The following is a 19,310-nucleotide window of genomic DNA, read 5'->3' as shown; positions in this document are numbered from 1 at the left end:
AGAGAGCGTATGCGAATTACTACACTATTTTTCTTATTTTGGGCGTCTTTAAGCTCTATGTTTGCTCACGCTGCAGACTACAAAATTGATGAAAACAAACTCACTGTCGGCATCACACTTCAGCCTTACTATAGCTACGTTAAAGCGGTAGTCGGTGACAAAGTTAATATCCTTCCTTTGGTTGATGCAGGCTTTAACCCACATAACTACTTGCCACAACCAAACGACTTAAAACGCCTCAGCCAGATGGATGCGATTGTTGTGAATGGTATTGGTCACGATGATTTCGCACTTAAAGTCATTGCAGCGTCACAACGTAACGACTTAGTGGTGATTGAAGCGAATAAAGAAGTGCCATTACTACCCGCACTGGGGCAATCCGTAGGCCAAGGTGCGGTGAATCCTCATACTTTCGTTGGGCTTTCTACGACTATCCAAAAGGTTTACACCATCGCTAGCGAACTATCTAAGCTTGACCCTGAAAATGCGAAGTTTTACCGCAAGAATGCGCGCAAGTATGCGAAAAAGTTCCGCTACATGAAGCGTGACGCGATGCTTTCCTTAGGTGAGTTAGACACATCTGGGATGAAAGTGGCTACAACTCATAATGCGTATGGTTACATCCTACAAGATTTTGGTGTTGATGTTGTGGCAGTGATTGAACCAGCACACGGTGTAGAGCCAAGCGCAAGCCAACTTCAAGAAACCATCGAGAAGATCCGCCAATCGGGTATTGATGTGCTCTTTTACGAACTGAATATGCCCAACCGTTTTGTTGACACTATCGAAGCTGAAACCGGCGTTCAGCTATATCGCTTCTCACACATGACGCATGGTGAATATGAAGACGACAAAGTTGAAGTGGAAATGAAACAGAATTTAGAGACTTTGATTGAAGCAATGAAGTTTGCGGCTAAGAATCAATCAGAAAAAGGGAAGGCGTAATGCAAGGCCCTTCAATTTCTATTCATCGCCTTGGTCTCCAATACGACAATAATGTCATTCTTGAGGACATTTCACTTGAGCTAGGCTCTGGCGAGTGCCATGTGATCATGGGACCAAACGGTGGCGGTAAAACATCTCTGCTTCGCTCTGTTCTTGGTTTGACGCCTTTTAGTGGTGATATCGACATCCATTGGCCAGAGAAACAAAGTATTGGTTACGTACCACAGAAAGCAACTTTTGAGGCGAGTTTACCGTTAACCGTCATGGATTTCGTGCTGCTCAATCAGAGCCGTACTCCTTTGTTTTGGCGTCGTAAGTCTAAACAATTACAAATGGCTTTAGCCCAACTAGATCGCGTCGGCATGGCCACACGTAGCGACCGCCGTATGGGACAGCTATCGGGGGGTGAACAACAACGTGTTTTGTTTGCTCAAGCACTACTGGATAACCCAAGCCTTTTGGTGCTCGATGAGCCAACCACAGGCATGGATGAACAAGGTGTTAGATACCTAGAGTCGCTCATTCGTGAGTGTGTGGATGAGGGTAGAACAATCCTAGCTGTACATCACGACGTTACAGCCGTAAGACGACTTGAAGCGAATGTTCATGTTGTCAATCGCGGCTTGGTTGACAGTGGCGCGCATCAAGAAGTGTTGCACCCAAGCAAGATTGAAAGCTTATTCCAACACTATAGCAGTGGCGCCAATTACACCAAACAGTCGGAGGTTGCGTAATGGATTGGTTGCGTGAATTGGCGGTTTCTGGTGTTGAGGCTGGAATACTGTCTGAAAGTTTTATGTACGCCTTTATGGTAAACGCACTGGTGGCAGCTCTATTGTTAGGCCCACTACTTGGCGGCTTAGGGACTTTGGTTATTGCTAAGCGTTTGGCATTTTTCTCTGAGGCCGTTGGTCACGCTGCACTGACGGGTATCGCTATCGGAGTGTTACTTGGCGAGCCACCAGAGAACCCGTTTATTGGACTTTTTAGCTTCTGCATGATCTTCGCATTGTTATTGCATTTCGTCAGAAACAGAACCAACGTTCCTTACGACACTTTGGTGGGTGTATTTCTAGCATTGGCATTAGCGGTGGGCGCGGCGCTCCTTATGTACGTTGCGCGTAAGATCAATATCCACATGCTAGAGAACGTGCTGTTTGGATCGATACTAACAGTGACGGACCGCGACTTAGCGATTTTAGCAGGAACCTGCGCCTTGATTATCTTGCTGCTGATTCCAACGTTTAACCGTATTCTACTGACCTGTATTAGCCCTGATATTGCGAAAGTGCGTGGTTACAACACCAGTTTCTACGACTATCTGTTCGTAATGATGATCACCTTGGTCACCATCGCTGCGGTTAAGATTGTTGGAGCTGTGTTGGTGGGCGCACTGTTGCTTATCCCAGGCGCTACAGCTCGTTTGTTAACAAAGCGCATGGGCAGTTTTGTGCTGTTATCTGCATTGCTGGCAACCATTGCATGTCTAGTTGGAACCATATTGCCGATGGAGCTGAAACTTCCTGTCCCTTCAGGAGCCTCTATCATTATTGTGTCTGCAAGCTTTTTCCTTCTGGCGACACTATATCGAATCGTGAGAAAAGCGTAATGATTAATCGAAAGTTAAAGAAAGTAGGGTTAGCGTCCAGTTTAGCCGCTTTGAGTATCTTCTCTGCATCAAGTCATGCTGAAGATATTTTGGTCAGCACGCCTGTGACTTATGCATTGGCGACTGAACTAACAAAAGGCACAGAGCTAACAACGGAATACCTACCCCCGAAGCGATACGGTATTGAACGTTTACCGAATTGGTTTTCAACGAAAGGACAAGCGAAAGTCATGGCGTCGGGTGCGGAAGCAACGGTTGCGTTGACTCTGGGTTCAGTATGGGCTGAAGATCCAACGTTTGTACATGCGAGACAAGCCAATATTCGTTTGGTCGAGGTAGATGCCGCGCAAGCTATCACACCGAGAGCACAGGGTGTGGCAGCGTTGACGTTGTCGAATGGTCAAGTATCAAAATATGCGTGGTTGAATCCGACGAATTTAACTCGCATGGCAGCAATTGTTGCAGACGATTTTAAAAAGCTTTGGCCTACGAAAGCTGAGCAGATTGATGGTAACCTACAACGTATCATGCTGGACGTGCGCGAGTTGATTAATCAACAACAAGCTGTGCTTTTCGATAATGAAGTCGATTCAGTGGTGCTGCTTAATGAAAACCTTGAAGATTTTGCGTCAGGCAGTCAGTTGTTCGTTGAAGAGAGATTGTTCACGGCGGAATTAGAGTGGTCAGAACAAGACAAAGCAAACCTTAAAGCGTTGTTTGAAGATGATGAATCGTTGTGGCTAGTCACGTCACGAAAGCCAACTAAGCTACTTACCTCTCTAGTGCCTGAAAGTCGTATTTTGGTGGTCGACTCGTTAGATCGTTGGGGGCGTGCGGGGATTGATTCGCAGGCACCGTTAAAGCGCTGGGAGCTAAAACCACTTAAGAGCTAACTTTGACCACATCCATAACGAAAAAGCAGCCACGAAGGCTGCTTTTTGTATTTGTAATTCGAGACGGTTGATCTGTTTTATTCAGCGCTATCGCTGCTCGATTCAGAAGAAAGGTCACTTTGCTCGGTAGCGGCTTGTTGTGCTTTTTCTTCTTCTTCCATCTTTGCGCGCTCTGCTTTTGAGATGTAGCGAGGTTTGTTGCTCTTATGCAGCTTGGCGTTCGCCTTTTTCTGTTTCTTTTTTAAAATATCGTTGATCTTTTTCTTGCGATTCATGGCTGCATAACCTTGTAATTTATTAAGGCGTTGGAGGATAATCATTTTAGATAAATAACTCAATGCTTGAGTGGCGATTTAACGCAATCACATAGGGACACGGTAGGTAGGCGAATACGATTCGTCTTATACACAAAGGAGTGTGGTTTTGTCGCTCAATGGTTGGTAAGTGAGAGTTCATGTACCAAAGCAAAGATATATTAATGGGTGGGTTAGCAACGGAGTTTAAAACGGTTGTTGCTATGGTTGAGATCTATTGTAAAGACCATCATAACACCAACGGCCTGTGTCAGGAGTGTACCGCTCTGCTTGAGTATGCAGAGACGCGTTTGGACCGATGCCCATATGGTGAGGCAAAACCAACTTGTAATAAGTGTCCAATACACTGTTATAAACCTGACCCTAAAGAACAGATGCGCTTGGTCATGCGCTACTCAGGGCCGAGGATGCTACTTAAACATCCAATATTGGCGATTCGTCACCTGTTACACGAAAGGCGTGTTGTTCCAATTAAGCCTGAAGCGAACGCTTCAAATCGTCATGTAAGAATGAGTAAGAACAAATGAATGAGGGCCTGTTAGTCAGGCCCTTATCTTTGGTGTTGTCTTTGTTTTCAGCGGAGGTGTTTAGAAAAGCGTTAAGCAGCTTGCGGCTCTTCGGTACTGATCGTCAGGTTATTAATCCAGCGACGGCTCATATAGCGATGTGAACAGATCGCTAACTTCACCACTTCTTCTACTAACATCAGACCGTAGATGTATTTGAACTCCCATCCTGCAATAAAAGCGCCGTAGAAACAGACAGGAATACCCACCATCCACATCGCGATAAAGTCCATTCTTAGGCAGAAAGGGTTGTCGCCACCCGCGCGAATAATGCCGTTGATGATCACCATGTTTAGCATACGAATGACTACCGCAAAGCTCATGATAGTGATTGCTGGGGATGCAAGTGGGTAGAGTGCAGTCTCATCGAGGTTTAGCCAAGTAAGAACATGTTCTTTACCCATGAATAGAGCAGCACCCACTAGTACGCCAAAACCCACTACCGCTTTAATAAACGTCAGCCCCATACGCATCGCTTGGTCAAATTCGTCACGACCAAGTGAATGACCAAGCAACACTGAGCACGCGACGGATATACCGAAGAACACGGAATAACAAAGCGACTCAAAAGGCGCCAACATAGAGAACACAGCAAGCTCAGTGGTTCCCATGTGACCAAAGATCATTTGATAAGCCATAGTTCCGACAGCCCAAAGAACAGCGTTAAGCGTCAATGGCAATGCTAAGCGACGGTAAGACAGCCATAACGAAGGGCGATGCATAGAGCTCTCCGTTGTTAGCAACCAGTGCTTTTTCACTCTCATGTACCCGTACATCATGCCCACTTGAATTAAGCGCGCTAATGTTGTCGCTAAAGCTGCACCCGCTACGCCCATCGCTGGTAAACCAAATGCACCTTGAATCAGCACAAAGTTCAATGCAATGTTCAGAGCGATGGTTATGGCACCAAGGATCAAAGGTGTCACTGTATCACCCGAAGAGCGCATACTTGCTTCGGTTACGATCACAATGTGTGTTAACAACAGTACTGGGAAGCCGTACCAAAGATAAGCGGCACCCAGATCAATAACAGACTGATCGCTGGTTTGTAGCATCATTAACAGTTTTGCACCCAAGGTAATCACCAAGGTAACAGGCACGAGTACTTTCAGACCAAACGTCATTGCAATGGACGTTACTGTACGCGCGCTCTTTCGGTCGTTTTTTCCCCAATATTGGGCAACCAGAGTACCGTTTGCTGATGCTAGTCCTGCCATAATCATAATAGCGACGAAATGCCATTTTGATGCAATTCCCACAGCGGCAGCAGCTTCCATTCCAAAATCACTGACCATAAGCACATCGGCTAAGGCAAGTATCGCAACCAAGGCGCTCTGTAAAGCGACAGGCAAACCAAGCTTTACAATGCGAGATAAAAGGTGCTCTGGCTTGTGGTTGGCATTTGAGTTAGGGTTAATGTTCGTGGTCATAAGCTCTCCAATTGATGGCAGAACTATAGTGATTTGGAAGAGATAAAAACATGTTCAAAAAACAACAAAACCTGTGCAAATCCGTCATTGATCAAATGAAGCCAAAAAACGTGTGGCAAGATGAGGTGTTTCTTGCTGAAACGTGTAAAGAACGATTTTTAACCGTTGAAGATATTCCAGAAATGAAACGTAGTGGCGTATTCATGGGAGGAATGGCGAAGCTGTATGATCAGTATTGGGTCGAGCGAGAGCGTGTGAATGTCCATACTTTGATCTTCACTCAAGAAGGAGGAGGAATCTTAACCACGCCAGATTATGTTCAAGAGATCTCTCCCTACACTTTGGTTGTCCTTCCAGCGGGCAGCGCATTTCGCTTTGAATTAGACCCACAACACAACTTTTGGAAGATGGCATGGATGTTATTGCCTGATACTGATCAGTGGAAGCATATTGCTGACTTAGGTCAATCGATCGTTCCGTTTAGTGAGTGTGAGCAGGTTTGGTCACTAATGAACCTGATCTACTTTGAGATTGGAGGTAGGGCGAGCTACCGTAAACTATTGGTCAGTGAAATCGTAAGAATGCTCACCGGATTTGAACCTAAATCCACCAGCACAACAGCACGAATTCAAGCACTCTACAATGAAATCGAAAGCAGTTTACACTTAGCGTGGACGGTTGCGGGTATGGCGGAACAGGTGTTTGTAAGTGAAGAACAGCTCAACAGAGTCACTAAGTCTCTGTTCCAAATGTCACCAAGGAGTAAGCTGATTCAGTTAAGAATGGAAAAAGCCGCGAGCTTACTCAAGTATCGAGAATGGTCGATTTCGATGATCTCACATCGCTTGGGTTACAAGGACCCATACAACTTCTCACACCGATTTAAAAAACACTTTGGACTGTCTCCAAGTCAATATCGCAAACGCTTGATTGATCGTATTAAATGATCATTTTTGATCTCAGTAGCTTTGAAAGCACAGTAAGGATTAAGGTTAAAGTAGAAGTGTGTTATTGGATGAGAGAGTGTGGTGTAAGCAGTGTTTGTGATGGCTTTACCCAAGAAATTTGACGCAGAAGTTAGTGTGTGGAGTGTACTAAAGCTTCAGCGTCAAAGGTTTGATTTATTTGGTGTTCCTATATGTCTATGTTACTCGCCTGCAATTTGTAGCTGAGAGCGTTTTAGACTCGCAATCAACATGTAGATGGTGGTAGCAAGCAAAGACGCAAACAAGTAGGTAAACAAGCCTGCTTGAGAGTCCATAAAGCTGTCTGCGACGACAGGTCCAGCAACAGAGCCGATGCTGTAGCAAAGTAGCATCACTTGCGTCACGGACACTAAGTAGCTTGGGTCTAAGTTGCGGCAACCAAGGTTAATCGCAATTGGGTAAAGTGCAAATGTCGCCATTCCCAAAACAAGGAGGCTCATACCTAGTACGTAAAGGCCAGAGTCAAGCGATAGTACCGCGATGCTCGCAACACCCATCAAGCTAAATAGCGCCATTAGCAGAACTTGACCAACATATTTAGACAGCCAAGTCACAACTGGTTGGATCGCCATGCCCCCAATGATCACCAGTGCCATTAGGCCACCGATGTCTTCATGAGCAATATTACGTTGCTCAAGTTCAACTGGCATTAGTCCATAAATTGCACCGAGTGTCAGGCCAGACACAATGCAGCCAATCAGTGCGCTGTGGTTTAGCTTACTGATCTGCTTAAGTGACAATGTTTGTGCGTCGTGCATCTGTGGCACGGTTGCTTGACCATAAAGCAATACAATGATCGCGCCAAACAATAGTGTGAACATTGCAATGAACGGCACGCCACCAGTAATCCCTAGGTATCCGATACCAAGTTGACCAATGGCGGTACCACCGTACAGTGAGCACATGTAAATGGCTAAACGTTTTGCACGCTGAGACTCTTCGCCGCTCATCAACCAAGACTCTACGACAACAAAAATGCCAGCGACCGAAATACCAGCGATGAAGCGGGCCGCCAACCAGACAGCGGCATCTGGTAGTAGTGGCAATGCTAAGATCGTCGCAATGAACACACTTAGGCACAGTACAAATGCACGTTGGTGACCGACTTTTGCAATCGCACGCTCAATCATCAATGTGCCTACGAGTAGACCTGCGTAGAAGGCGCTCGCTAACCAACTTGATAATGAGCTCTCTAAACCGTATTCAGATAACATTAATGGCAAAGAGCTCATCATGTAACCGGATGCAATAGCGTAGAAAGACAGCGCAATAACTGGAACCGTTATGCGCGTGTTGGTTTGGATGTTGTCCAATGCGGGAGCCTCTATATCGTTGTAGAACAGTGAAATATTTGTAGAACAGTGAATTTTCCGCGACTATGGAGCACAAAGAGCATCAGGTAAAACGAATAAAAATGACCGTCAAGATAAATAATTTTTATCGAGAAAAACCGACAAATAGCCCCATAAAATTGACGATAAAGATTTTCGATATGTGTGTATGCGCACAGTTCTGCCAATAACAGTGACAGGTAAGGTTCTACAATGAGAATTAGGTCCAACTCAAAGGAAGGAGTTCACAATTGATGCAGTATGATTTCATTATTGTCGGGGGCGGCTCTGCAGGATGCGTGTTGGCGTCACGGCTCTCAGAAGACCCTAGTATCGAAGTGTGCTTATTAGAGGCGGGTGGTAAAGACAATAGTCCTTTGATTCATACGCCTGTCGGTGTTGCTGCTATTATGCCGACGAAAATTCACAACTGGGGATTTGAGACTGTCCCCCAATCGGGGTTGAACGGACGCAAAGGTTACCAACCACGCGGTAAGACCTTAGGTGGGTCGAGTTCTATCAATGCCATGATGTACGCCCGCGGCCACAAGTATGACTACGATTTGTGGCAACAGCTAGGCAACGCAGGATGGAGCTACCAAGACTGTTTGCCTTATTTTAAGAAAGCTGAAAATAACGAACAACACTGCGATGACTATCATGGACAAGGTGGTCCGTTGAACGTGGCTAACCTCCGTAGTCCGAGTCAAATGATTGAACGTTATTTGGATGCATGTGAATCGATCGGGGTGCCACGAAATCCCGATGTGAATGGTGCAGAGCAATTCGGCGCGATGGCAACTCAAGTGACTCAGTTAAATGGTGAGCGGTGCAGTGCCGCCAAAGCATACCTAACCCCAAACCTAGATAGGAAAAATCTAACGGTTGTCACCAATGCAACCGTGCATAAGGTACTTTTTGAGGGCAAAACGGCAGTCGGCATTGAGTACGGCACAAAAGAGCAATCATTTCAGATCGGTGCGCGCAAAGAAGTCATCTTATCGGCAGGCGCTTTTGGTTCACCGCAAATACTGATGTTGTCCGGCGTCGGGCCAACGAATGAGCTTGAACAGCACGGATTGCCAATCGTCCACTCTTTAGAAGGCGTCGGGCAAAATCTTCAAGATCACATCGACCTGATTCACAGCTATAAGTGCAGCGATAAACATGAGACGTTTGGTATATCGCTACAAATGAGCGCTGATATGACCAAAGCGTTACCTTTATGGCTTAAAGAACGAACCGGCAGAATGACCAGTAACTTTGCGGAAGGTATTGGCTTTTTGTATTCCGAACAGGGTTTGACGATACCAGATCTAGAGTTTGTATTTGTTGTCGCCGTTGTCGATGACCATGCACGGAAAATTCATATGAGTCATGGGTTTAGTTCTCACGTCACTCTATTGAGACCAAAAAGCCGTGGAGCGGTCACGCTTCAAAGCAGTAATCCATACGATCCTCCAAAGATCGATCCGGCATTCTTCAGTGATCCTGATGATATGGAGGTGATGATAAAAGGTTGGAAGAAACAATATCAAATGATGGAAAGTGCGCCGTTTGATGATGTACGCGGAGCTAATTTTTACCCAGTTGACGCTTCAGATGACCAAGCCATTGAACAAGATATTCGAAATCGTGCAGATACTCAGTATCACCCGGTAGGTACTTGTAAAATGGGTACAGTATCAGACAACTCTGCGGTGGTAGATGAAAACCTTAAGGTTTATGGATTACAAGGAATCCGAGTGGTTGATGCGTCAATTATGCCAACCTTAGTTGGGGCGAATACCAATGCACCGACGATCATGATTGCTGAGAAGATTTCTGATCAGATCAAAAAGGAGCACGGCTTGTGTGACTTTCGAAAGTCAGAAGAAGGTGAGACGTCAAAAGCGCGCGAACTAACGATTTAAATGCCAGATAAGGCTTGGTGTTGTCTTCTCTAATCGATCTTTACGGTTTGAATAAGCCCACAACAAAAAAGTCAGAACAGTATAGGCTATTCTGACTTGATGTATTTATTTGGTTAGGGCTTGATTAAGCCATTGATCAAATTGGCCTTTTGGTAAAGCGCCATTAATGGTGTCTACCACTTTACCTTGTTTAAACACCATAACGGTTGGAATACTACGAATCGCAAACTGAGCGGCGAGCTGTTGTTGCTCTTCGGTATTGATCTTCACAAAACGCACATTGCCGTTTCGTTTAGCGGCAATATCACTAAATACCGGTGCAAAGCCCACACATGGGTTACACCATGTTGCCCAGAAGTCGACCACAACTGGTTGGTCGCTGTTAAGCAACGTTGAAAAGTTAACACTGGTTCCTTCCACTGGCGCGCCGTCTAAAAGTGGCGCTTTACATTTACCACATGTCGGGCTCTCTGAAACACGCTCAGAGGGAACACGGTTGACACCCTGACAAGCAGGGCAACGAGTATTGAATGTAGACATAACTTTCTCTTTTTATTGCTTCACATTGGTTAACGCGATTTACGAATTAGCCCCTGTGTGCTTATACTGTTTGAAACAACACTACGATACTCAAATAAAAACAAACAATAAATAGGTAAATGATGACAAAGTTTTACGCTGAAATTACCGGGTGGGGAAAGTGTCTACCGCCAGCGACGCTCTCCAATGACGACCTAAGTACTTTTATCGATACGTCTGACGAGTGGATTCGTACAAGAACAGGGATTGAAAATAGAAGAATTAGCCACGTTAATACATCCGATTTAGCGACAGTTGCAGCTCGGCATGCGATGGCTTGTGCTGGTTTAACTGCTGATGATATTGATATTGTCATTGTTGCGACTTGCTCTCCTGACTCTCTCATTCCAAACACTGCTTCAAAAGTACAGCAAAACCTTGGTATTAAAGGCGCAGCAGCATTTGATTTGAATGCAGCGTGTACTGGCTTCCTTTATGGTCTCGAAACGGCGACGCGCTTAATTCAAGCGGGTAACTACCGCAACGCTATCGTAATTGGTGCTGAAAGACTGTCATTCTTCATTGACTGGACCAAGCGTGATACTGCAGTTCTATTTGGTGATGGAGCCGGTGCTGCTGTGCTGTCTCGTACTGAAAAGCAAGTTGGCCTGCAACAAGCTCAAATTGGTTGTGATGCGGAAGGTCGCGATATTCTAGCGGTGCCTAAGTTCGGTACTTCAATGGATCGCTTTGCAGCGGATAATGGTTACTGGGATTTTGACTTTGTTGGTAAAGAGATCTTCAAGCGTGCAGTGAAAGGGATGGGCGCAGCCGCTCATACCGTACTGAGTCGAACTGGTATTTCAACAGACAACATTGATGTGGTTATTCCACACCAAGCGAACATTCGTATTATTCATACCTTGTGTGACATGGCGGGTATTGAGAAAGAGAAAGCCTTCGTTAACATTCAAAACTACGGTAACACCTCCGCCGCAACTGTGCCTATTGCTATGTGTGAAGCGCTTGAACAGGGTGCTGTTAAGCCAGGTGCGAATATTCTTGTAGCTGCGTTTGGTGCAGGTCTTACATGGGGTGCTGGACACATTACGTGGGGTGAACGTGTTGAGCCGCTGGGTACTTCAAATGCAGCACTTCCTGATAGTGATAAATCAGCGTTGGAGCTGTTAGAAAAAGCCATTTTACACTGTAAAACGCGCCCTAATTCAGAGATGTAATCCGATGAGCGTAAGGTTAATGCAAGCTGAAGACCTTGATGGTGCAGCGAGAGTGCATCAACAAGCGTTTCTACGCCAAACCAAATCCAAAGAATGGTTACAGTGTAACTTAAACGCGTCGCCACGCTTCATTAATTTTGTGTTAGAGCTTGATGGCGAGATTCATGGTTATATCATTTGGGTTCAAAAAAGCGGTTTTCGTCCAGAAGCTGTTTTAGAGCTAGAACAATTGGCGGTTTCTACCGAACAACAAGGTAAAGGCTTAGGCCGTAAACTGATACTTGATTCGTTAAAAATAGTCAAAGAAGTGCTAGCGGAACAAGGCTCAACGCTCAAACATGTTTTGGTGACGACTAGGGCAGATAACTTTGCACAGCAGCTGTATAAATCAACACTGGGTGCTGAGGTTGAAACCACGATTTCAAACCTATACTCGGCTGATGAAGTACTCATGATCGCAAGAAACGTAGGTCAACGAATTTAGTTTGCCGTGTTTCTTAAAACGCCCGCAGTGATTTGTCTCTCTGCGGGCGTTTTTGTTGTGCGCCGAGCATGGTGTCAACCTAGGAGGTGAAAGTCCTCTACGCGCCTTGTCGAGCAGGAAGCGTTAGCCTATGCAAGGGTGTCCATCGTGAGGTGGAATCTGAAGGAAGCAAATGGCAAAACATAGCTTTGACGAACAGAAATCTGATAGTAGGCATAATCAACTTGGGTAACCTAGCAACAGATAGAATAGCCCAAAGTCTCGAACAGAAGTGTGATTATGTAAATCAGGCAGAGCTATGGGAAAGGGTGACATCTTACCTCGGGAGGTCTTATCAATTGTCCGCGAGACTAGGCTAGCAGTGATGCTAGACGAAGATTGATAAGAAGTCAGCAGAGGGCATAGTACCTACAATGTGGGGAAGGCCTGAACCAAGGTTTTAAGGCTACAGTTAACAGATTCTCAGTGTGTATGGAGTCTCAGTCAAAAGTAGAACCCCTACAACTCCGCTAATAATGATGGTGAAGTCGGAAACGGATCTGTTGCTAGCGAAGAGAGACAAGCCACATTGGCGTTAAAGTTAAATAGTGGACTTAAGCTAACGTAAGTTAGTCTACCTTGGAACCGCCGTATGCGATACACGCTTGTACGGTGGTGTGAGAGGACGGAGGCCGTGAGGCCTCCTCCTACTCGATTATCTTTTTAGCGCTCATTTCACTAGGGCGTGTTGATCTTTCGAGCTGATTTTTGCAGCGAGTTGCTGGGTATTTATACAAGGCAGAGGCTTTGATGTGTAGCTAGCCTACATGAGAAGCCGATAACGCAGTAGAAATGACCAGCAAACGCTGCCCGAAGGGTTCGGCTAAAAGCGTTTTACTCTTTGTTGAGGGAGATTTGCTTAGAATAACTAGGCTACTTCTCCCTCGCCGCGATTAAAACGCTTTTATCTCGAACAAAATTTAACCACGAAAGGTCAAAACGCCCTAATATATCTTAATTATAATAGTGGCCTAACGTTCTATCTGCGTTGCTACAGGGCAGTGATCACTAAGAAAGTAATCAAGGACATCTTGAGAAGGGAACACGTACTGTTTTGTCGATGATGTACTCAAATCGTTACTGACTATAATGTGGTCGATCAGAGAGCGGAATTGATGAGTACGGTTTTTGTTGCGATTGGAGCGTACCTTGCAATCCGCCGACGTCGAACGGGTTGCCAATTGCGCTTGGTTGTTTTCACTCAGTGCAGACCAAAGCCAGTCACCACGATAGGAAAGGTTATGATTGAAATCACCCAGTACCGCATAACTCTGTTGTTTCTTTTCCCGTTCTACTATCCAATCATTTAACACCTTCGCTTGCTGCTTGAGTCGCTCACAGTTGTTATTGCGTTTGTAAGCGCCGCTACAACCCGCTTTTAAGTGTACAGAGAGCAAATGTACCGGTTTATCATGAAGCTCCGCTACAATGTAGCTTGCAAACCTAAGCTTACTGCCAGATCGTGTTTCAAGCTTTAAGTCGGGCTTGTTAACGACATCAATATTCTGTCTAACAGCGAAGCCTGTGTATTGGTTTACATCTGAGAACTGGTTCGCTTTGTAGCGGTTAGATGCTCGGTCAGACATCACGATACGATAATCAGAACCAACGACACGCTTTATCGCTTCAATATTATCGACCTCTTGAAATGCCAACACATCGCTATTGAGTTGCTTAAAGTGGTAAGAGAGTTGGGTGAAATCTCTCTCTTTACGAAGCTCACTCATTTTATTCACAGCCTCATTAGTTGATAACCATTCAATATTCCAACTGGATATGCTTAAAGGTGCACTTAAAACGGTACTACTAAACAGGCAGGTGGTGATAACCCACTTTTGAAGTCTATTCACGGCGTTTTTCTCTGAATTTTGTGTTGATTTTCCCTGAGCCGTTATCCTACAATACTTGGCAAAAATTCAAGGCTTTTTAGCCAATTTTTTATTGTTACATTGTTTCTTTTCGACTTGAGAGACAACGTCATAAGATTGAATTGATCTTAGTCAGCACTCCTCTTTTATTGATCCAAATCAATACTCGCGTTTGGTGGTTCTCGTTAAATACGCCACAATATCTAGTGTTAGTTAAACGATAAATCGCTCTATATAGTGTGTTTGTGGATAAGTCTGTGAATACCTAGAGAGTAAGGAGAAGTGGTGAAATCAATCGTAATCAAGCGTGATGGCTCAAGAGCTCCATTCAGCAGAGATCGCATTCAAGCTGCAGTGGAAGCGGCATCAGAAAAGTCAGATAAGGAAATCGCCATTTATGCTTTGAATGTGGCATTGGCTGTAGAATTAAAGCTCGAAGAGTACGATGAAGTTCATATCTCTGAAATTCAAACCATGGTTGAGAATGAGCTTATGCAGGGGCCTTATAAATCTCTTGCTCGCGCGTACATTGAATACCGCCACGACCGCGATATTGCGCGTGAGAAGCAAAGTGCTTTGACACGCGAAATCGAAGGCCTGATTGAAGAGAGCAACGTTGACCTAATCAACGAAAATGCCAACAAAGACGGTAAAGTGATTCCAACACAGCGTGATCTTCTTGCTGGTATCGTGGCTAAACACTATGCGAAAACACACATTTTGCCACGTGATATCGTTCAAGCGCACGAAAGCGGCGACATTCACTATCACGATCTAGATTACGCACCATTCTTCCCGATGTTTAACTGCATGCTGATCGACTTAAAAGGCATGTTAACTCATGGTTTTAAGATGGGTAACGCCGAGATTGATACACCAAAATCAATCTCAACTGCCACAGCGGTAACCGCGCAAATCATTGCACAAGTGGCTAGCCACATTTACGGCGGTACGACGATCAACCGTATTGACGAAGTACTAGAACCTTATGTAATGGCGAGCTACGAGAAGCACCTTCAACTTGCGAAAGAGTGGGATATCCATAACCCTGAAGCCTTTGCTGTCGCACGCACAGAGAAAGAGTGTTATGACGCATTCCAATCGCTAGAGTATGAAGTAAACACGCTACACACGGCGAATGGCCAAACACCATTTGTGACCTTTGGTTTTGGTCTAGGCGAAAGCTGGGGATCGAAATTGATCCAGCAATCGATCTTGAAAAACCGCATTGCTGGTCTTGGTAAGAACCGTAAAACAGCGGTATTCCCAAAACTGGTTTTTGCAATCAAAGATGGCCTAAACCACAAGTCAGATGATCCGAATTACGATATCAAACAGCTAGCGCTTGAGTGTGCGTCTAAGCGCATGTACCCAGATATCCTTAACTACGACAAAGTCGTAGAAGTGACAGGTTCATTCAAAACACCGATGGGTTGTCGCAGCTTCTTAAATACTTACGAAGAGAACGGTGAGCTTATCCATGAAGGTCGTAACAACTTAGGTGTTGTGAGCCTTAACCTGCCACGTATTGCTATCAATGCGAAAGGCGACATGACTAAGTTCTACGCATTGCTAGACGAAAAGTTAAAACTGGCTCGTCGTGCACTAGAGACACGTATCAGCCGTCTTGAAAACGTGAAAGCACGTGTTGCGCCGATTCTTTATATGGAAGGTGCGTGTGGCGTTCGTCTGAAAGCTGACGATTCGATTGCAGATATCTTTAAGAACGGCCGTGCTTCGGTGTCTCTTGGCTATATCGGTATGCATGAAGCGATGACTGCGTTGTTTGGTACAGAAACGCACCTTTATGATGACACTGAGATGCGTAACAAGGCACTTGAGCTTGTTCAATACATGAAACGCGAAGTAGAAACTTGGACCAAAGAGACAGGGTATGCGTTTAGCCTATACGGCACGCCAAGTGAAAACCTATGTAGTCGCTTCTGCAGCATCGATACTAAAGAGTTTGGTGTGATTGAAGGCGTAACGGATCGTGGTTACTACACCAACAGCTTCCACCTAGATGTTCAGAAGAAGGTAAACCCTTACGATAAGATCGATTTTGAGATGCCTTATCCAGAAATCTCAAGTGGTGGTTTTATCTGTTACGGCGAATTCCCTAACATGCAGAAGAACATCGAAGCGCTTGAAAATGTTTGGGATTATAGCTACACGCGTGTGCCTTACTACGGTACAAATACACCGATTGATGAATGTTACGAGTGTGGTTATAACGGAGAATTTGATTGTACGAGTAAAGGTTTTACCTGTCCTAAATGTGGTAACCATGACTCAACCAAAGTGTCAGTAACACGCCGCGTGTGTGGTTACCTAGGCAGTCCAGATGCTCGACCATTTAACTTTGGTAAGCAAGAAGAAGTGAAGCGTCGCGTGAAGCATCTGTAACTCGACACGACTTCTCATCTGTTAGCGAAGACTCCCTCTTATGTTAGAGGGAGTTTAGTTGTTTGAATCAAGCGCTCTAACCCTAAGTATCGGCAACTCTATGAATTATCATCAATATCATCCAATCGACGTCGTAAATGGTCCTGGTACACGCTGTACACTGTTTGTGTCTGGTTGCGTACATCAGTGTCGTGGCTGTTACAACCAGTCAACACAGCGTTTAGACTCTGGGCATCTGTTCACTCAGGAGCTTGAGGATCACATTATTGCCGATCTTAATGATGACCGAATCAAACGTCGTGGGCTTTCTCTTTCTGGAGGGGATCCCTTGCATCCAGCGAACGTGGCTGATGTCTTGAAACTGGTTAAACGCGTTAAGAGTGAATGCCAAAACAAAGATATATGGATGTGGACAGGGTATGAGTTAGATGAACTCGACGAGAAGCAAAAAGAGGTGTTGAGCTATATTGATACCTTGATTGATGGCCGTTTTGAGCAAGATAAAGCCGATCCGATGTTGGATTGGCGTGGGAGCTCTAACCAAATCATTCATCGTTTCACTGACATTTAATCTTTTCTGGCTTAATCGAAGAAATAAGGGCTTATCCGCAGCTTAAACTGCAAATGAAGCCCTTGGGTGTGAGTTCTTTAGTTATTACCAACAATGTGGTTGTGCTTTGCTCAATAAATCGACGGTTATCAGATTACTCATGCTTACTAAGCGCTTCTAATAAAAAATGTTTCTGATTTGACTATGATAATGTTAACGTAAAACTCATTACTTGAATTTCAAAGGGTTGTGACTTTCATGTTTTCACATCTACCAAAACCAACTTTAGATCCAATTCTCTCTCTTTCTGTGGCTTACCGTGGCGATGAACGTCCAAACAAAGTCGACCTAGGCATTGGGGTTTACCGCAACAACCAAGGTGAAACGCCAATCATGAAGGCCGTTTCAATGGCACAAGATATTGTCGTTGAAAACCAAAAAACCAAAGCTTACGTTGGCCTAGCGGGTTGCGAAGAGTTTAACCAAAGTATGGTCGACCTGTTGTTGAAAGGAACTTCAGCAATGGATCGTGTTGCCGCTATTCAAACGCCAGGGGCGAGTGGTGCTCTGCGTATGCTGGGCGACCTGATGAAAGTGGCACAGCCAGATACAACGGTTTGGATCTCTAATCCAAGCTACGTCAATCACCGACCAGTGATGGAAGCGGCAGGACTAAAAGTTAAGCACTACTCTTACTTTAGTCCTGAAACAAAACAGGTTGATACAGCAAGAATGCTTGAAGAGCTATCACAAGCAGGTCCTACTGATGTTGTTCTTCTGCATGGATGTTGTCATAACCCAACGGGTGCGGACATCGACTTTGCTGCATGGCAGGAAATCACCGCGCTCTCACAGAAGAATGGCTTCCTTCCGTTTATTGATATTGCTTATCAAGGTTTTGGTGATGGTCTTGAAGAAGATGCAAAAGGTCTTCAGTTCATGGCTGATAATGTCGAAGAGATGCTAATTACAACTTCTTGCTCGAAAAACTTCGGTTTGTACCGTGAGAGAACAGGCGCGGCAATTGTGGTTGGTAAAAATAGCCAAGAAGTGGGTAATGCGAAAGGTAAGCTTCTTACCCTTGCTCGTTCTACTTACACTATGCCGCCAGATCACGGTGCGGCGCTAGTGAAAACAATTCTTCAAAATCAAGAGCTAACGCGAATTTGGAAGCAAGAATTGAGTGAGATGCAGGGGCGTTTGTTAAATCTTCGCCAAACATTATGTAATGAATTGCGAAATACCCATAACACGTCACACTTTGACTTCATTGAGAGCCATAAAGGTATGTTTACTGTACTAGGCTTTAAAGAAGCTCAAATGAATCAATTACGTGAAGAGTATGGTATTTACGGTGTGGGTGATGGTCGCATCAATATCGCAGGTCTCTCAGAATCTCATATTCCTTACGTAGCCAACGCAATCGCTAATGTATCAAAATAAATGGTGACTGAATGTACAATTGGAAAGCAATTATAACCCTGATGTTGAGTGGTGGTCTTGTTGCTTGTTCGACGACGAGTCAAGTTCCTGTCGAACCCGAGCAGAAACCACAAATCGAACAACCTGTTGTTGACGATTCAAGTCAAGCGGAACAAAAAGGCGAGGACTCTTCTAAAGATCCCGTATCTGAAAAAGAGCCAGAAAAAGTTGAGAAACCCGCTGAGCCAGAAAAGAAACCCGAGCCACCTAAAAAACCAGAGAAAGTAACGAAAACCTCTGACGGTAAGTTAATTCTTGGTGAAGAAGAGTGGGTTTATGTTCCCGGTCTAGAGGAGTCGTTTAAAGCACGCGTTGATACAGGTGCAACGACATCTTCAATCAGCGCCATTGATGTCGTTCCGTTCGAGAGAGATGGCAAAGATTGGGTTAAGTTCAAAATTGAACACGATGGCATTAAGAGCCAGGAAGTGAGTTTACCGGTTGAGCGTTGGGTTAAGATCAAGCAATCTAGTGCCGAAGGTACACAGCGCCGAGCCGTGATCGTTGCTAGTATCCAGATCGGTGATCTTAAAGACAAAACTGAATTTACATTGGCTGATCGTACCCACTTGAAATATCCACTGCTCTTGGGTCGTAGCTTCTTTAGAGACGTAGCGGTCGTAGACGTGAGTAAGAAATACGTTCAAGACAAAATCAAAAAATAATCAGTAATATTAATAATTGATACAGACAAAAATCCCGACAGGCGCAAACCAATCGGGATTTTTTAATTCTAA

18 protein-coding genes are annotated in these 19,310 nt (G+C 44.8%); 13 read left to right on the top strand and 5 right to left on the bottom strand.

Annotation, left to right across the window (positions count from 1 at the left end):
• Window positions 1–9: 9 nt before the first annotated feature.
• From AC6I7V_RS14495 to AC6I7V_RS14480, 4 genes are read left to right on the top strand one after another with little or no spacing between them, the layout of a single operon-like run.
• Window positions 10–945, top strand: a complete 936-nt coding sequence (locus AC6I7V_RS14495) for a metal ABC transporter solute-binding protein, Zn/Mn family (RefSeq protein WP_498012063.1) — start codon at window positions 10–12, stop codon at window positions 943–945.
• A complete protein-coding gene (locus tag AC6I7V_RS14490; RefSeq protein ID WP_255232733.1) occupies window positions 945–1,679 on the top strand; it encodes a metal ABC transporter ATP-binding protein in 735 nt (244 codons plus the stop codon). Before AC6I7V_RS14495 ends, AC6I7V_RS14490 begins: the two co-directional genes overlap by 1 nt.
• Complete coding sequence (locus AC6I7V_RS14485; RefSeq protein ID WP_498012062.1) at window positions 1,679–2,554, top strand: metal ABC transporter permease; 876 nt, start codon at window positions 1,679–1,681, stop codon at window positions 2,552–2,554. Before AC6I7V_RS14490 ends, AC6I7V_RS14485 begins: the two co-directional genes overlap by 1 nt.
• The gene (locus AC6I7V_RS14480) at window positions 2,554–3,447 is read left to right on the top strand and encodes a metal ABC transporter substrate-binding protein (RefSeq protein ID WP_498012061.1); all 894 of its coding nucleotides are present in this window, start codon (window positions 2,554–2,556) and stop codon (window positions 3,445–3,447) included. The genes AC6I7V_RS14485 and AC6I7V_RS14480 overlap by 1 nt, the downstream gene beginning before the upstream one ends.
• A 77-nt stretch (window positions 3,448–3,524) precedes the next feature.
• Here the strand turns inward: AC6I7V_RS14480 and AC6I7V_RS14475 are convergent, their stop codons facing one another.
• On the bottom strand, window positions 3,525–3,722 hold the full coding sequence (locus AC6I7V_RS14475) for a DUF2986 domain-containing protein (RefSeq protein ID WP_498012060.1): 198 nt from the start codon (window positions 3,720–3,722) through the stop codon (window positions 3,525–3,527).
• A gap of 179 nt (window positions 3,723–3,901) precedes the next feature.
• Between AC6I7V_RS14475 and AC6I7V_RS14470 the strand changes: the two genes are divergently transcribed.
• Window positions 3,902–4,288, top strand: a complete 387-nt coding sequence (locus AC6I7V_RS14470) for a nitrous oxide-stimulated promoter family protein (protein ID WP_498012059.1) — start codon at window positions 3,902–3,904, stop codon at window positions 4,286–4,288.
• Between the two features lie 71 nt (window positions 4,289–4,359).
• On the opposite strand, the gene AC6I7V_RS14465 is transcribed toward AC6I7V_RS14470, so the two are convergent.
• A complete protein-coding gene (locus AC6I7V_RS14465; RefSeq protein WP_498012058.1) occupies window positions 4,360–5,757 on the bottom strand; it encodes an MATE family efflux transporter in 1,398 nt (465 codons plus the stop codon).
• A 50-nt stretch (window positions 5,758–5,807) separates the two neighbouring features.
• Here AC6I7V_RS14465 and AC6I7V_RS14460 point away from each other — a divergent pair, with 50 nt between their 5' ends.
• On the top strand, window positions 5,808–6,704 hold the full coding sequence (locus AC6I7V_RS14460; RefSeq protein ID WP_498012057.1) for a helix-turn-helix transcriptional regulator: 897 nt from the start codon (window positions 5,808–5,810) through the stop codon (window positions 6,702–6,704).
• A gap of 200 nt (window positions 6,705–6,904) precedes the next feature.
• Here the strand turns inward: AC6I7V_RS14460 and AC6I7V_RS14455 are convergent, their stop codons facing one another.
• Complete coding sequence (locus AC6I7V_RS14455; protein WP_498012056.1) at window positions 6,905–8,056, bottom strand: MFS transporter; 1,152 nt, start codon at window positions 8,054–8,056, stop codon at window positions 6,905–6,907.
• A 269-nt stretch (window positions 8,057–8,325) separates the two neighbouring features.
• On the opposite strand from AC6I7V_RS14455, the gene AC6I7V_RS14450 reads away from it, so the two are divergent.
• Entirely contained in the window at window positions 8,326–9,987 is a 1,662-nt protein-coding gene (locus tag AC6I7V_RS14450; protein ID WP_498012055.1) for a GMC family oxidoreductase, read from the top strand.
• Window positions 9,988–10,092: 105 nt separating this feature from the next.
• On the opposite strand, the gene trxC is transcribed toward AC6I7V_RS14450, so the two are convergent.
• Window positions 10,093–10,527, bottom strand: a complete 435-nt coding sequence (gene trxC, locus AC6I7V_RS14445) for a thioredoxin TrxC (RefSeq protein ID WP_498012054.1) — start codon at window positions 10,525–10,527, stop codon at window positions 10,093–10,095.
• A gap of 122 nt (window positions 10,528–10,649) precedes the next feature.
• Between trxC and AC6I7V_RS14440 the strand changes: the two genes are divergently transcribed.
• Together AC6I7V_RS14440 and AC6I7V_RS14435 are read left to right on the top strand one after the other, a co-directional pair.
• Window positions 10,650–11,744, top strand: a complete 1,095-nt coding sequence (locus AC6I7V_RS14440; protein ID WP_498012387.1) for a ketoacyl-ACP synthase III — start codon at window positions 10,650–10,652, stop codon at window positions 11,742–11,744.
• A gap of 19 nt (window positions 11,745–11,763) precedes the next feature.
• Entirely contained in the window at window positions 11,764–12,228 is a 465-nt protein-coding gene (locus AC6I7V_RS14435) for a GNAT family N-acetyltransferase (RefSeq protein ID WP_498012386.1), read from the top strand.
• Window positions 12,229–13,238: 1,010 nt separating this feature from the next.
• Here the strand turns inward: AC6I7V_RS14435 and AC6I7V_RS14430 are convergent.
• Entirely contained in the window at window positions 13,239–14,117 is an 879-nt protein-coding gene (locus AC6I7V_RS14430; protein ID WP_255232742.1) for an endonuclease/exonuclease/phosphatase family protein, read from the bottom strand.
• Between the two features lie 303 nt (window positions 14,118–14,420).
• On the opposite strand from AC6I7V_RS14430, the gene nrdD reads away from it, so the two are divergent.
• The 4 genes from nrdD (at window position 14,421) to AC6I7V_RS14410 (ending at window position 19,238) form a co-directional block, all read left to right on the top strand.
• Window positions 14,421–16,541 carry an anaerobic ribonucleoside-triphosphate reductase gene (gene nrdD / locus AC6I7V_RS14425; protein WP_498012053.1) on the top strand — a complete coding sequence of 707 codons (2,121 nt, stop codon included), beginning with the start codon at window positions 14,421–14,423 and terminating at the stop codon, window positions 16,539–16,541.
• Window positions 16,542–16,641: 100 nt separating this feature from the next.
• Window positions 16,642–17,112, top strand: a complete 471-nt coding sequence (nrdG, locus tag AC6I7V_RS14420) for an anaerobic ribonucleoside-triphosphate reductase-activating protein (RefSeq protein ID WP_498012385.1) — start codon at window positions 16,642–16,644, stop codon at window positions 17,110–17,112.
• A gap of 237 nt (window positions 17,113–17,349) precedes the next feature.
• The gene (locus AC6I7V_RS14415; RefSeq protein WP_498012052.1) at window positions 17,350–18,534 is read left to right on the top strand and encodes an amino acid aminotransferase; all 1,185 of its coding nucleotides are present in this window, start codon (window positions 17,350–17,352) and stop codon (window positions 18,532–18,534) included.
• 11 nt (window positions 18,535–18,545) lie between these two features.
• Window positions 18,546–19,238, top strand: coding sequence for an ATP-dependent zinc protease family protein (locus AC6I7V_RS14410; RefSeq protein ID WP_498012051.1), 693 nt, complete (start codon window positions 18,546–18,548; stop codon window positions 19,236–19,238).
• Window positions 19,239–19,310 lie beyond the last annotated feature (72 nt).

Source organism: Vibrio sp. KUL70, from assembly GCF_059725515.1.
The sequence above is the reverse complement of the archived record's forward strand: the minus strand, read 5'-3'. Positions and strand labels throughout refer to the sequence as shown.

What these genes read in the sequence shown, in the direction of transcription:
- AC6I7V_RS14460 (WP_498012057.1), top strand. Translation starts at nt 5,808, where the DNA reads ATGTTCAAAAAACAACAAAACCTGTGCAAATCCGTCATTGATCAAATG.
- AC6I7V_RS14465 (WP_498012058.1), bottom strand. Translation starts at nt 5,757, where the DNA reads ATGACCACGAACATTAACCCTAACTCAAATGCCAACCACAAGCCAGAG.
- AC6I7V_RS14415 (WP_498012052.1), top strand. Translation starts at nt 17,350, where the DNA reads ATGTTTTCACATCTACCAAAACCAACTTTAGATCCAATTCTCTCTCTT.
- AC6I7V_RS14410 (WP_498012051.1), top strand. Translation starts at nt 18,546, where the DNA reads ATGTACAATTGGAAAGCAATTATAACCCTGATGTTGAGTGGTGGTCTT.
- AC6I7V_RS14490 (WP_255232733.1), top strand. Translation starts at nt 945, where the DNA reads ATGCAAGGCCCTTCAATTTCTATTCATCGCCTTGGTCTCCAATACGAC.
- AC6I7V_RS14470 (WP_498012059.1), top strand. Translation starts at nt 3,902, where the DNA reads ATGTACCAAAGCAAAGATATATTAATGGGTGGGTTAGCAACGGAGTTT.
- AC6I7V_RS14485 (WP_498012062.1), top strand. Translation starts at nt 1,679, where the DNA reads ATGGATTGGTTGCGTGAATTGGCGGTTTCTGGTGTTGAGGCTGGAATA.
- nrdG (WP_498012385.1), top strand. Translation starts at nt 16,642, where the DNA reads ATGAATTATCATCAATATCATCCAATCGACGTCGTAAATGGTCCTGGT.
- AC6I7V_RS14475 (WP_498012060.1), bottom strand. Translation starts at nt 3,722, where the DNA reads ATGAATCGCAAGAAAAAGATCAACGATATTTTAAAAAAGAAACAGAAA.
- AC6I7V_RS14440 (WP_498012387.1), top strand. Translation starts at nt 10,650, where the DNA reads ATGACAAAGTTTTACGCTGAAATTACCGGGTGGGGAAAGTGTCTACCG.
- trxC (WP_498012054.1), bottom strand. Translation starts at nt 10,527, where the DNA reads ATGTCTACATTCAATACTCGTTGCCCTGCTTGTCAGGGTGTCAACCGT.
- AC6I7V_RS14495 (WP_498012063.1), top strand. Translation starts at nt 10, where the DNA reads ATGCGAATTACTACACTATTTTTCTTATTTTGGGCGTCTTTAAGCTCT.
- AC6I7V_RS14480 (WP_498012061.1), top strand. Translation starts at nt 2,554, where the DNA reads ATGATTAATCGAAAGTTAAAGAAAGTAGGGTTAGCGTCCAGTTTAGCC.
- AC6I7V_RS14435 (WP_498012386.1), top strand. Translation starts at nt 11,764, where the DNA reads ATGCAAGCTGAAGACCTTGATGGTGCAGCGAGAGTGCATCAACAAGCG.